Origin of the sequence: Streptomyces sp. NPDC057438 (assembly GCF_042802995.1) — a bacterium.
Classification (GTDB): domain Bacteria; phylum Actinomycetota; class Actinomycetes; order Streptomycetales; family Streptomycetaceae; genus Streptomyces.
Genome location: NZ_JBHVDD010000004.1, coordinates 147,099 through 160,312 on the forward strand (window position 1 = coordinate 147,099; position 13,214 = coordinate 160,312).

General features: G+C 69.8%; 9 protein-coding genes. 3 read left to right on the forward strand and 6 right to left on the reverse strand.

The features are described from left to right. The 3 genes from ACFU5F_RS04815 to ACFU5F_RS04825 all read left to right on the forward strand — a co-directional run. Positions 1 to 1,113 (forward strand): alkaline phosphatase PhoX (locus ACFU5F_RS04815; RefSeq protein ID WP_383881941.1); only part of this gene is annotated, 1,113 nt, incomplete at its 5' end. A 109-nt stretch (positions 1,114 to 1,222) separates the two neighbouring features. Further along, positions 1,223 to 2,557 carry a glycosyltransferase gene (locus ACFU5F_RS04820; protein ID WP_383882070.1) on the forward strand — a complete coding sequence of 445 codons (1,335 nt, stop codon included), beginning with the start codon at positions 1,223 to 1,225 and terminating at the stop codon, positions 2,555 to 2,557. A gap of 136 nt (positions 2,558 to 2,693) precedes the next feature. Continuing rightward, positions 2,694 to 4,220 (forward strand): condensation domain-containing protein, encoded by a 1,527-nt coding sequence (locus tag ACFU5F_RS04825; RefSeq protein ID WP_383881944.1) that lies wholly within the window; start codon positions 2,694 to 2,696, stop codon positions 4,218 to 4,220. A 63-nt stretch (positions 4,221 to 4,283) separates the two neighbouring features. Here ACFU5F_RS04825 and ACFU5F_RS04830 read toward each other — a convergent pair whose 3' ends face one another. The 6 genes from ACFU5F_RS04830 to ACFU5F_RS04855 form a co-directional block, all read right to left on the reverse strand. Then, positions 4,284 to 4,637 carry a hypothetical protein gene (locus tag ACFU5F_RS04830; RefSeq protein WP_383881947.1) on the reverse strand — a complete coding sequence of 118 codons (354 nt, stop codon included), beginning with the start codon at positions 4,635 to 4,637 and terminating at the stop codon, positions 4,284 to 4,286. Positions 4,638 to 4,804: 167 nt separating this feature from the next. Continuing rightward, entirely contained in the window at positions 4,805 to 7,105 is a 2,301-nt protein-coding gene (locus tag ACFU5F_RS04835; RefSeq protein ID WP_383881950.1) for an ABC transporter permease, read from the reverse strand. Continuing rightward, positions 7,102 to 7,749 (reverse strand): ABC transporter ATP-binding protein, encoded by a 648-nt coding sequence (locus tag ACFU5F_RS04840; protein WP_383882072.1) that lies wholly within the window; start codon positions 7,747 to 7,749, stop codon positions 7,102 to 7,104. Before ACFU5F_RS04840 ends, ACFU5F_RS04835 begins: the two co-directional genes overlap by 4 nt. A 102-nt stretch (positions 7,750 to 7,851) precedes the next feature. Then, the gene (locus ACFU5F_RS04845) at positions 7,852 to 8,313 is read right to left on the reverse strand and encodes a hypothetical protein (protein WP_383881952.1); all 462 of its coding nucleotides are present in this window, start codon (positions 8,311 to 8,313) and stop codon (positions 7,852 to 7,854) included. 220 nt (positions 8,314 to 8,533) lie between these two features. Next, positions 8,534 to 11,281: a pyruvate, phosphate dikinase gene (ppdK, locus tag ACFU5F_RS04850; protein ID WP_383881955.1), complete on the reverse strand. Its 2,748-nt coding sequence runs from the start codon at positions 11,279 to 11,281 to the stop codon at positions 8,534 to 8,536. Between the two features lie 574 nt (positions 11,282 to 11,855). Further along, positions 11,856 to 13,076: an ROK family protein gene (locus ACFU5F_RS04855; RefSeq protein ID WP_383881958.1), complete on the reverse strand. Its 1,221-nt coding sequence runs from the start codon at positions 13,074 to 13,076 to the stop codon at positions 11,856 to 11,858. Between the last annotated feature and the right edge of the window lie 138 nt (positions 13,077 to 13,214).

Here is a 13,214-nt window from a genome sequence, read left to right on the forward strand (position 1 = left end):
CGCGCCACGCGGGTCCGCCCCGGGCGCGCCGCCCCCGCCGCGGCGCCCGCCCAGCCCGGCGCCGGCCCGTACGGGGCGCTCGGTTCGGCCGACGCGAACGGCGTCAGGCTCCCGAGCGGCTTCACCAGCCGGGTGATCGCCCGCTCCGGGCAGACGGTCCCCGGCACCTCCTACACCTGGCACAACGCCCCCGACGGCGGCGCCTGTTACGCGGACGGCACCGGCTGGATCTACGTGTCCAACTCGGAGATCAACCCCTCCGGTGGCGCGAGCGCGGTGCGGTTCTCCCCGACGGGCCAGGTCACGTCGGCGTACCGCGTCCTGTCCGGCACCCGTCAGAACTGCGCGGGCGGCACGACCCCGTGGAACACCTGGCTGTCCTGCGAGGAGGTGGACCGCGGCTACGTCTACGAGACCGACCCGTGGGGGGTCGCCGCCGCGGTCCGCCGGGACGCGATGGGCCGCTTCAAGCACGAGGCGGCGGCGGCCGACCCGGTCCGCCGGGTGGTCTACCTGACCGAGGACGAGACGAACGGCCGCTTCTACCGCTTCGTCCCCACGACCTGGGGCGACCTGTCCGCGGGCACCCTCCAGGTCATGGTCGCCGGCAGCGCCGCCTCCGGCTCCTACACCTGGGCGAACGTCCCCGACCCCGACGGCTCCCCCACCAGCACCCGCACCCAGGTCTCGGGCTCGAAGTCCTTCAACGGGGGCGAGGGGTGCTACTACGCCGACGACACGGTCTGGTTCACCACCAAGGGCGACAACCGTGTCTGGCAGCTCGACCTCGCCGCCGGAACCTACGAGCCGGCGTACGACGACTCCCTCGTCACCTCCGGCACGGCTCCCCTCACCGGAGTCGACAACATCACCGGCACCTCCTCCGGTGACCTCTACGTCGCCGAGGACGGGGGCACCATGGAGATCTGCCTCATCACCCCGGACGACATCGTCGCCCCCTTCCTCCGCCTCGAAGGCCAGTCCGCGTCCGAGATCACCGGCCCCGCCTTCTCCCCCGACGGCAGCCGCCTCTACTTCTCCAGCCAGCGCGGCACGAGCGGCAGTTCGTCGGGCGGCATCACGTACGAGGTGACGGGCCCGTTCCGCACCTGACCGCCGAACCCGTCGTTCAAGCCCGATGAATGACCATCCCATAAATCGTCGAACTCATTGTCACGCAGGACTTGTTCGAATTCACTTCTGCTAGGTTCAGCGCGTGGTCATGCCCAAAGAATCGGGGTCGGAAAGCCTCGGGTCCGGTGCTCGCCCGCGCAAGGTTCTCCTGGCGGCATGCGGTACTCGCGGGGACGTACAACCCTTTCTCGCATTGGCCGTGGCGTTGCGTCGCCACGGCCATCACCCTTTATTGGCGGCCCCTTTCGCCTACGCGTCCGACGCCGCCGCGTACGGGGTGGAATTCGCCGCGATCGACGACGGCCCGACCAGGATCCTCGACGAGTCGGCGACCCGCGGGGTCATCGACAACGGCCTGACGGGGGTACGCGGCAGCATCGCGGCCGCCCGGACCGTGGCCCGCCTCAAACGCCTGCTGATCGCCCCGCTGCGCGATGTGGCGGCCATCGCCCACGACCACGGCGACCTGGCCGCGGTGGTGCACTCGGCGGCGTTCCCCGCCCAATACGTGGCCGACATGCTGGACGTACCCGCGGTCGTCGTGGCCCTGCAGCCCGGCTGGATCCCCTCCAGCGCGTTCCCCTGCCGGCTGGTGCCGCTCCCCCGCGTGCCGCGGCAGCTCAACCGGAGCACCTACGCCCTGGTCACGGCGGCGCAACGGTCCCACGAGGTGGAGCGCTGGCGGACGACCGAACTGGGCCTGCCCCCGCGCCGTCACGGCGCCCGGCGGTGGCTACGGAATCCCGAGGGCAGGAGGCGTCCGGTCCTGCAGCCGTTCAGCCGGCACGTCACACCGGTCGACCCGGCATGGGGCGACGCCGTGCACACCACGGGCTTCTGGTACCTGCCCGCCCGCCCCGACTGGACGCCCCCCGGAGAGCTGACCCGCTTCCTCGACGAGGGCCCGCCCCCGGTCTACGTCGGCTTCGGCAGCATGGCCGGCACCCACGCCCACCGCAACAACGCGCTGGTCACCGAGGCGATCCGGCTCACCGGCGTACGGGCGGTGGTCGCGACCGGGTGGGGCGGCATCCAGACGGCCGCGGGTGACCGCGGCTCCTCGCCCCCCGACATCCTGACGATCGAACAGGCCCCGCACGACTGGCTCTTCCCCCGTACGGCCGCGATCGTCCACCACGGCGGTGCCGGCACCGCCGGCGCGGCCCTCGCCGCGGGCCGCCCTCAGGTCCTGTGCCCCCATATGGGCGACCAGACCCACTGGTCGGCCCGTATGCGGGCGCTCGGTGTGGCCCCCGCCCCCCTCACCGCCCGCACCCTCACGGCCCACGGACTCGCGGAGGCGATCAACACGGCGGTGACGGACCGGCACCTGCGGCACCGGGCGGGCGAGATCGCCCCTCTCGTCCGCGCCGAGAACGGTGTCGACACAGCGGTGCATTCCCTCTCGGTCCACCTCACTTGATACGCAATTCGCTCCGCACCCCTGCCTCCCGACCCGATTTTCCCCCAACTCCCCCTCCCCTCCGCACAATCAAAGAACCCATAATCCCTGAACCCGTAGTTCTTGCTCCGGTACGTCACGAACAGAAAGTCGCCGAGTGCTGCAGATTCCTTTCTCCGACGCCACCATCGCACCCGGGACCGTCATCGCCTGGTCCCTGCGGACGAAGAACTCCCCCCGGGACGGAAAGGATTCCTCTCCCGAATCGGCGTCATGCCCCTCCCCCGCGTCCTCCCCGGCCCCGCTGAAATCGGCATCGTTCAACCAGGACAAGCACCACTTGTCGTCCGAGGCGACGCGAAGCACGAGCGAAGGGATCGCCAGCTCGATCACGGTGACCTTCGAGATCGCGGGCCCCCTGGATTTCGGGGCCCTCGAATCGGCGCTCCTGCTCCTCGTACGGCGGCACGAGGTGCTCCGCAGCGAGTTCCGGCGCCTGGCCGGTGACCTGAACTGCACGGCGCTGGCACCCGAATCCATCGTCCTGGAGACGGAGCGGGTCGGTGACTTTCCCACCGGGGACGAGCTGCACACCCACCTCGACAAGACGTTCAAGAGCATCGACACCCTGTCCTGGCCGCTGTTCCTCATGGGCGCGGTGGTCCGCGAGGCGAGCGCGACGGTCTACCTCTGCTTCGACCACATCGTGTGCGACGGCCTGTCCATGCCGGTCGTCGTGAACGAACTCCAGACCGCGTACGCCGACCTCGTCGCCGAGCGGCCCCCTCAGCTCCCCCCGGCGGGAAGCTACCTGATCTTCGGCGACGACCAGCGCCGCCGCTATGCCTCCCTCGGCGCCGACGACGAACGTCTGACGTACTGGAAGGACTTCATCCGCGGGAACGGCGGCTTCTTCCCCCGGTTCCCCTTCGACCTGGGCGTGCCGGAAGACCGCCTCTACCCCCTCGTGAACCGGGCCCTCCCTCTCCTGGACGCGCCGCACACCGACGCGCTCGCGGCGGGCGCCCGCGCGTCGGGGGGCAGCGTCTTCACGGCCGTACTGGCCGCCGCGGCCACGGCTCAGCACCGGTTCGGGGGGCCGGGGGTCTACCGGGGCCTGCTGCCCATCAGCGAGCGGGCGGACGAGGGCGGCGGGACAGCGGGAGGCGCCCCGAACCCGTGGCAGCACTCCATCGGATGGTTCGTGAACACGATGCCGATCGAGTTCCGGGTCGCCGAGGGCGGAGCCGACCACGCGGCCACGATCGCGCGGGCCCGCACGGCCTACGGGGAGCTGCAGCGGCACGCCGGCATCCCCTTCGTACGGGCGTGGGAGCTACTGGCACCCGAGTCGTTCACCCTGCACCACTGGCCGTTCCCGGTGAACTTCTTCTCCTACATCGACTTCCGCCGCACCCCTGGAGGTCGGCAACACCCGCTCTGGAAGCCGATGTTGCACGTCTGGGCCGCCCGCGGCAACGGCATCAGCCACTGGTTCCACCGCACCGCCACGGGCCTCCACGTCAACATGCTGCACGTCGACACCCCCCAAGCACATGAGATCAGCGACGCCCTGCACGACGAGCTGGCCCGGGTCCTTCGGGAGATCGCGGGCGAGCGCGGCACGGGCCGCCCGGTGTCCATCCCCAGGCCGTCCCGCACGGCGACGACCGTGCGGAGCTGACACGGGCGACGAGGCGCCGAGCGACGCGGGCGGCGGGCGGTTCCCCGCCGCCCGCGGGCCGGCTCACCGGAACTCGTGCACGACCTCGATCCCGCCCACGAGGTGCGCGTTGAACTCCTCCAGGTCCTCCGCCGGGACCCACAGCTCGAGGATGGTCTCGCCGCCGGCCTGCCGTACCGGGTACCGGCGCAGGAACTCCGCCTCGACCTCGAACCGTGTGACGAAGCCCGCCCCGTCGTGCTTCACGTTCCAGTCCCGCGCGATCCGCACCGCGTACGCCTCGTTGAGCACCGGGTAGAAGATCGGCTGCTCGGGCAGCCGGGGAGGCCAGGCCCGCCACCCCGACTCCCGCACCAACTCCAGCTCCACGGGACCGGTGGGCCGCCACAGGGTCGTCGTCTCTCGCTGCGCGTTCACGGGCTCGGTCCGCTCTCCAGCCACACGGCGACCGCGGGTTCGGCCGGCCGGGGCCACCGACGGTATCCAGGGATCCGGTGCGCCGGCCACGGAGTTTGCCCGGCGACGCGAAAGGGGGCGACGCCCGTGCGGGGTGCCGCCCCCATGGCGCGTCGCTGCCGCGCCGCTCAGTCCCGCCGGATCAACTCCGGGTCGATCCGGCGCCCGACGAGGGGCAACGCCCCGGCGGCGGCCACCGCCACCGCCCCGAGCGCGCAGGCCAGCAGCAGGGGAACCCCGGCGCCGTCCCAGTAGACGGCACCGCCCCCGGTCACCAGATAGCTGGACTCGGCGAGCTTGCCCAGCACCACGGCCAGGGCGAGGCCCACGGCCAAGGGCACGACCACCTGGGCGACCTGCACGGCCCGCAGCGTGCGGGGCCGGGCACCGAGCAGGGACAGCGCGGTGACCTGCGGCTTCCGCTCCACGGCACGGTCGGTGGCGGCGACCAGGTAGGCGGCGACGCCGATGATCAGCCCCAGGACCATGCCGATGCCCAGGAGACTCTTGACCACGGTGATCTGCTGGAGAGAGGTGACGACCACGCCGGGCGTCCCGACCTCGGTGGTGGGGTCGACACCACCGATGCCGTCGAGAACGGCGCGGACGGTTTCGGGGGCGGAGCTGCTGAAGAGGTTGAGGGTGGCTCGGTCCGGGCGGTAGCCCTCCGGCACGGAGGAGGGCGGCACGAGCACGTCTCCGCTGCCGAAAATCGGCCAGCCCGGATAGCCCCTGAACCTCACCGTCTCCCGTGGCACCTCCACGCTCATAGCCTGCCGGTTGTTTCCCTTTCGCATGTCGAAGAGGAAGCGCGCACCCGGCTTGCTGTCCTCTTCGTAGACCTGCTGCGGATCCCAGAGGCGTACAGGGCGGTCGTCCACGCACCTGTCGACCCTCGACAGGATGCCGCGAAGTTGGGCGCAGGTGGCCACGACAGCTCTGATGCTCGGCACCACATGGTCGACGTCCGCATTTGAGCGGGACTCCAAGACCGTGGCGTGCGCGCGAACACCCTTCACGTCCTGCAAGGCCCGTTGCTTCTCCTCGGTGACTCCTTCGAGCGGGATGTTGTACTCCTGGATGGGCAAGGTGTTCTTGCTGACCTGGTCGAGTTCGATCAACACTCCCTGCACCAGTGAAGCCGCGAAGACCAGGACGACAAGCCCGGTGGCGACTCGTAGCGCGCCCCCGGGTTCTACCTCATTGCGCCGCATGGCCAGGCCGAGGGAGACAGAGTGGGTGGCGCGGGCCATCCACTGCGAAAGGGCCCGGGAGAAGACCGGCAGCAGCATCACGAGCCCGATGCCGACCAGAACGACAGCGAGGGGCATGAGGATCGACGAGAGTGCCGTGTCCCGGGGGGCGTTGTCCGTCATCCCAGCCACGCAGTACGCGATCACGATGCCCATACCCGGCACCAGTGGAAGCAGCCCCCACTTTCCAGGCGCCCTCTCCACAGCACTTCGTCGAACGGCCAGTGGATTCGCCGCCGCCTTCCGCGCACTGGCCCGGCCCACGTACCAGGCGAGTGCGGGGCAGCCGACGCCGCAGATCAAGACCGTGGACAGAGACAGCGTCCCATCGCCGGGGTACCACTTGAAGCCGGGCACTCCGATGCGCGAGACGAGTTGGTTCGTGATCGAGTAGGCGACCAGCCCCAGCGCTGCACCGAACGACGCGGCCGCGACGGTCTCGGCGGCGTTGACCCGCTGGGTGCCTTTCCTGCTCAGGCCCAGCAGTCTCAGAGCAGCCAGCCGTCTGGCGCGCGCTGCCGCCGAGAGCCTGGCGCACACGGACAGGAACACCACCAGAGGCAGTAGCACGACACCGGCGAGCGTGAACCGCACGATGTCGAGCGTCGAGGGTTCCAGGGTGGGATAGTCGGCGTAGCTCCTGCCGAAAGTCGTCACACGCTCGCCGCCGTCTTCGAGTTCCTCCCGGCCGACGCCCACGTACGCATACAGTTCGTCGGGGTGGGCCAGCCCCTGGGCGCTGATGGTCCCGTTGTCGTCACCTGGTAGAAGCTGGGCCAGCGCGGGTTCTCGGTGGAGCACCTCGCGCAACCGCGGGGATACGAACAACTCGCCTGGGGCAGGGAGTTCCCTCAGGCCCGGCGGAGGCACGATACGCCTGGCCCCCCGGGCCACGAAGACCCGCGTGAGGGGTTCTGAACCATAGGGGTCCGTTCGGGTGAGTTCGAAGGGGTCACCTTCGGTCGCGACACACTTCACCCCGTTGGCTTCCCGCTTGCAGTCCGGGACACGCGCTGCCTTGCGCCCGTCCTGCGCTTCCAGGATCCCGGGAATGGCGAGGACAACGGCCAAACAGCACACTCCGATCGCGCTTCCCGCGACCATGAGCAGGAAGCGCACCCGGCTCCCGCGTCCGGCTCCCAGGAGCAGCCGAAACCCCAGGAGGAGTTCCTTCACGACACCTCCCGCACCTCAGCCGAGAGGACGCCGTCGCACATCGTGAAGCGGCTGTCCGCGCGGGAGGCGACCTCGGAGTCGTGCGTCACCAGCACCACAGCCGTCCCTTGTGACCGGGCTAGGGCAAGGAACTCCTCCAACACGGCCGATGCATTGGAGCTGTCGAGCGATCCGGTCGGCTCGTCGGCGAATACAACCGCCGGCCGGTGCACCAACGCCCGTGCCACCGCGACACGTTGACTCTGCCCCCCGGACACCTGGGAGGGCCGCCGCTCCCGCAGGTCCGCGAGGCCCAGTCGCCCGAGCACCTCTCCAGCCGCGGCGAGCGCCTCCTTCTTGCGTTGTCCAGCAAGCCGCAACGGGAGGGCGGTGTTCTCCTCCACCGTCAACTCCGGAAGGAGTTCGCCATACTGGAAGACAAACCCGAACCGCTCTCTGCGCAGCTGACTGAGCTCCTCGTCGTCGAGTTCCGCGAGACGCCGTCCCTCGAAGCGAACTTCACCACGAGCCACCGGCAGCACCCCTGCCAGGCAGTACAGCAGGGAGGACTTCCCAGAACCACTCTGCCCGGTGATCGCCGCGACCTCTCCCCGGCGCAGGGAGATCTCCGCGCGCCTAACAGCGTGGGTCTCCCCGTAGAGCAGGTCGACCCCCTGGGCAGAAAGGACTTCTGATGTATCGATCTCGTTCCCCTAAGAGAGTGCACGAGCCAGGCGGGACCGCCTGGGCTGTGGATACGGAAAGTCTCAGTCGCGGTCGTAGTGGAGGCTCAGGGTCGGCGAGCAGTTGTCCGGGCGCAAAGAACCACGGTCACGGCAGGCTCGGATCTTCGCGTCGTTCGTGTACTGCTGAGCACCGCTCCAGTTGAAGTGATGCATCCTGACCTCCCTCTGCTGCTTCCCGTAGTAACGCGCCCAGCCATGCCCCTCGACCCTGACCTGCACGTACACGTTGTGTCCGTCGCCGGTGTCGATGTCCCTCAGTAGCCCGGACCACTCGAAAGCACCGTGATTGGTGCCTGGCGGATTGAACTTGTAGTGCCCCTCGGCAAACTCCACGCCCCGCGTATCCAGCAGCGGAATACTCCCCTGCTGCTGCGCCGCAAGCGCCACCCCCGCCCCCGTGAGAAGCAGCCCCGCAGCCACGACCCCGACCATCGCCCTCTTCATGCGCACCTCCGTGTCCAACGGCAGCCCAACGACCACCATGAATCACGGACTGTAACGCTCCAACTTCACACAGAAACGATCAATCTGCCCAATCACCACCAATTCAGGTGATCTTGAAGCACGCCCCCGCGCAACAAAAAGGGCGGCACCCCCCGCACGGGGTGCCGCCCTCTCTTCGTGATCCGGAACCGCCGCCCATCGGTGAGGGTCGGTCGGGGACAAGCGGCGGTTCCGGGGTCCGTGGCCTTGGCCGGTCGGCTCAGCGGTGGTCGCTGCCCGTGGACTGGGAGGCCGCGCGGCCGGCCTCCAGGCGGGCCACCGGGATGCGGAACGGGGAGCAGGAGACGTAGTCGAGGCCCACCTCGTGGAAGAAGTGGACGGACTCCGGGTCACCGCCGTGCTCGCCGCAGACGCCGAGCTTGAGGTCGGGGCGGGTGGCACGGCCCGCCTCAGCCGCCAGCTTGACCAGCGAGCCCACACCGTCCTTGTCGATCGTCTCGAACGGGCTGACGCCGAAGATGCCCTTCTCCAGGTACGCCGTGAAGAAGGAGGCCTCGACATCGTCGCGGCTGAAGCCCCACACCGTCTGCGTCAGGTCGTTCGTGCCGAAGGAGAAGAACTCCGCCGCCTCCGCGATCTGACCGGCCGTGAGCGCGGCACGCGGCAGTTCGATCATCGTGCCGATCGACAGCTTCAACGACACCCCCGTCGCCGCCTCGACCTCAGCGATCACCGCGTCCGCCTCCTCGCGGACGATCTCCAGCTCCTGGACCGTGCCGACGAGCGGGATCATGATCTCGGCGCGCGGGTCGCCCTTCGCGTTCTTCCGCTCGGCCGCCGCCTCCGCGATCGCCCGTACCTGCATCGTGAACAGGCCGGGGATCACCAGCCCGAGACGCACACCGCGCAGACCCAGCATCGGGTTCTGCTCGTGCAGGCGGTGGACGGCCTGGAGGAGACGGAGTTCGTTCTCGTGGGGCTCCTGGCGGGACTCCGCGAGGGCCACGCGGACCGACAGTTCCGTGATGTCCGGGAGGAACTCGTGCAGCGGCGGGTCGAGGAGACGGACCGTCACCGGGAGGCCGTCCATCGCGGAGAACAGCTCCACGAAGTCCTGCTTCTGCAGCGGCAGCAGGGCCTTGAGGGAATCCTCGCGCTCCGCCTCCGTGTCGGCCAGGATCAGGCGTTCGACCAGCTCACGGCGGTCGCCGAGGAACATGTGCTCCGTACGGCACAGGCCGATGCCCTGGGCGCCGAAGCGGCGGGCGCGCAGCGCGTCCTCGGCGTTGTCGGCGTTGGCCCGGACCCGCAGGCGGCGCTTGCGGTCCGCGAAGGCCATGATCCGGTGGACCGCCTCGACCAGTTCGTCGGCGTCGTTGGCGCCTGCGTGCATCCGGCCCTCGAAGTACTCCACGACCGGGGAGGGGACGACCGGGACCTCGCCCAGGTAGACCTTGCCGGACGAGCCGTCGATGGAGATGAGGTCACCCTCCTCCACCACATGGCCGCCGGGGACCGTCATCCGGCGGCGCTTGGTGTCGACCTCAAGCTCCTCCGCGCCGCAGACACAGGTCTTGCCCATGCCGCGCGCGACCACGGCCGCGTGGGAGGTCTTGCCGCCGCGCGAGGTGAGGATGCCCTCGGCCGCGATCATGCCGTCGAGGTCGTCGGGGTTGGTCTCACGGCGGACCAGGATGACCTTCTCGCCCGACCGCGACCACTTCACGGCCGTGTACGAGTCGAAGACCGCCTTGCCGACCGCCGCGCCCGGGGAGGCGGCGATGCCGCGGCCGACCTGGGCGACCTTCGCGTCCTCGTCGAAGCGGGGGAACATCAGCTGGGCGAGCTGGGCGCCGGTGACCCGCTGGAGGGCCTCCGCCTCGTCGATCAGGCCCTGGTCCACCAGCTGCGTGGCGATACGGAAGGCCGCACCGGCGGTCCGCTTGCCGACCCGCGTCTGGAGCATCCACAGCTGGCCGCGCTCGATGGTGAACTCGATGTCGCAGAGATCCTTGTAGTGGTTCTCCAGGGTCTCCATGATCTGCATCAGCTGGTCGTACGACTTCTTGTCGATGGCCTCCAGCTCCGCCAGCGGGACGGTGTTGCGGATGCCCGCGACCACGTCCTCGCCCTGCGCGTTCTGCAGGTAGTCGCCGTAGACGCCCTGATGGCCGGAGGCGGGGTCGCGGGTGAAGGCGACGCCCGTGCCGGAGTCGGGGCCCAGGTTGCCGAAGACCATCGAGCAGACGTTGACCGCCGTGCCGAGGTCGCCGGGGATGCGCTCCTGGCGGCGGTAGAGCTTGGCGCGGTCGGTGTTCCAGGAGTCGAAGACGGCGTGGATGGCGAGGTCCATCTGCTCGCGCGGGTCCTGTGGGAAGTCCCGGCCGGCCTCGGTCTTGACGATCTTCTTGAACTTGGTGACGAGCTTCTTGAGGTCGGCCGCCTCCAGCTCCGTGTCGACCGTGACCTTCTTGGCGGCCTTGGCCGCCTCCAGCGCCTCCTCGAAGAGGTCGCCGTCGACGCCGAGCACCGTCTTGCCGAACATCTGGATGAGACGGCGGTAGGAGTCCCAGGCGAAGCGGTCGTCGCCGGCCTGCTGGGCGAGGCCCTGGACCGACTTGTCGGAGAGTCCGATGTTGAGGACCGTGTCCATCATTCCGGGCATCGAGAACTTCGCGCCGGAGCGGACCGAGACGAGGAGCGGGTCGTCGGCCTGGCCGAGCTTCTTGCCCATCTTCTCTTCGAGGGCCGCAAGGTGGGCGGTGACCTCGTCACGGAGCGCCGCGGGCTCGTCGCCGCTGTCGAGGTAGACCTTGCATGCCTCGGTGGTGATGGTGAAGCCGGGAGGAACGGGGAGACCGAGGTTGGTCATCTCGGCGAGGTTCGCGCCCTTGCCGCCGAGGAGGTCCTTGAGGTCCTTGTTGCCTTCGGTGAAGTCATAAACAAACTTCACGCCCTCAACACTCTGAGCTACGTGGCCTACGTGGGGATCTTTGTTTTCCGACACAGGTCCCAACTCCTTGAGGACGCGGTGGCTGCCCTGACGGCCAGGAACATACCCAGATCGAAGGCACCTGGGTACGTCCACTTGCGCGTCATGCGCCTGTAACCACCCGTCCGCCAGGAGATCGAAAGTCAAGGCTTGGCAAGGAACAGCGCGGGAATGTGTTCACCTCTTGAACGCGCCCCGGCACACAAGGCCGCTTCGGCGCTCAGATGAGCGGCATTCGGCACGCCTGAGTTCGCTCGATGAACGATCAAAGGGTGGCACCGAGTGCCACCCTTTGAAGTCGCGGAACCGCGCGCGATTCGCTCATCTGAGCGCAACCCCTATCAGGGGTGGCGAGAATCACGCTCTTCGGAGAGCCCGGATTTCACCATGCGGACCGGCACTCGGGACGGAAACACGCCCGTCATACGGGTCGCGGGCGCCGGGCCTCGACCAGGTCGGCCCTGCCCCTGCCCCTGCCCCGCCCCGGCCGCCGGCAGGCCGCACGGGGCCGCAGTCCGCTGTGCCGGACAGACGCACCCGGCCCGGACCAGGGCGCACTCCGGCGCGCACGGATGAGCGGCGGCCCGTCTCACACCCCCAGCGCCGCCAGCCGCTCCTCCGCACGCTCCGGCGCGTACAGGTGCTCGACGACCTGGGCACCCGCCCCGATCAGCCCCGCCCGCTCCCCCAACCTGGAGGTCACCACGTCCAGGTGGGCCGTGGAGCGGGGCAGGGCCCGCTGGTAGAGCAGTTCGCGTACGCCCGTGAGGAAGGGGGTTCCGGCCAGGTCCCCGGCGATCATCAGGACGCCCGGGTTCAGCAGGGTCACGACCGTCGCCAGGACGTCCCCGACGACCCGGCCCGCCTCCCGCGCGAGTGCCGTCGCGCCCGGGTGCCCGGCGGTCAGCAGATCGCGTACGTCCGAGCCGGAGGCCGCGGGCACCCCCGTCTCCGCCAGCCGTCGCGCCACGGCGCCGCCGCTCGCGACCGCCGCGAGACAGCCGTACGAACCGCACTTGCACAGCGCGTCCGCGCCCTGCGGGACCCGGATGTGGCCGATGTCGCCGGCGCCGCCGTCGACGCCCCGGTATATCGAGCCCCCGACCACCACGCCGGCACCGATACCCGTGGAGACCTTGACCAGCGCGAAGGCCGAGCAGTCGGCGTATCCGGTGCGCTGTTCGCCGTACGCCATGAGGTTGGCGTCGTTGTCGACGAGGACCGGGACGCCGGCCGGGCCGGACGCGTGGTCGGCGAAGGCACGGGCCAGGCGGGCTCGTATGTCGTAGCCGTCCCAGCCGGGCATGATCGGCGGCTGGACGACCCGGCCGGTGTCGGTGTCGACGGGACCGGGCACGGCGAGGCCGATGCCGCAGACCGCGTGCGCCGGGCGCCCCTCCTTCGCCAGCAACTCGGCGAACCAGCGCCCCAGTTCGTCCAGTACGACGTCGGGGCCGTCCTCGATGACCAGGGTGCCGGTGTGTTCGGCCTGGATCTCGCCGGTGAGCGAGAGGAGGGCGGCGCGGGCGTGGCGGGTGTCGAGGTCGGCGGCGAGGACGAGGGCGTGCGCGTCGTCGAACTCCAGGGTGATGGACGGGCGTCCGCCGAGCGGGGAACCGACGGGTCCGCCGGCGCCCTCGCGGAGCCAGCCCGCGCGGAAGAGACGGTCCAGACGCTGGCCCACGGTCGCCCGGGACAGGCCGGTGGCCTGCTGGAGCGCGCCGCGGGTGGTCGCCCGGCCGCTGCGGACCAGCTCCAGCAGATCTCCGGCACCGGCATGACTGCCCACCCTCACGCCCCTTCCGCTCATGCCGCCATTGTCGCGGCTTCGCCGGCATTCACTCCCGCGCACCCTCTTGCGTTCACCAACTCTGCATTACATATTGGGTTTTGCGTGTTAAGTAGACGTAACTCTACGGTAGCTACTGCCGAACCGGTCGGCACCTTG

Bases quoted from the DNA above. Each gene is read 5' to 3' on its own strand.
- ACFU5F_RS04820 (WP_383882070.1), top strand. From the start codon at position 1,223: ATGCCCAAAGAATCGGGGTCGGAAAGCCTCGGGTCCGGTGCTCGCCCG.
- ACFU5F_RS04845 (WP_383881952.1), bottom strand. From the start codon at position 8,313: ATGGTGGTCGTTGGGCTGCCGTTGGACACGGAGGTGCGCATGAAGAGG.
- ACFU5F_RS04855 (WP_383881958.1), bottom strand. From the start codon at position 13,076: ATGAGCGGAAGGGGCGTGAGGGTGGGCAGTCATGCCGGTGCCGGAGAT.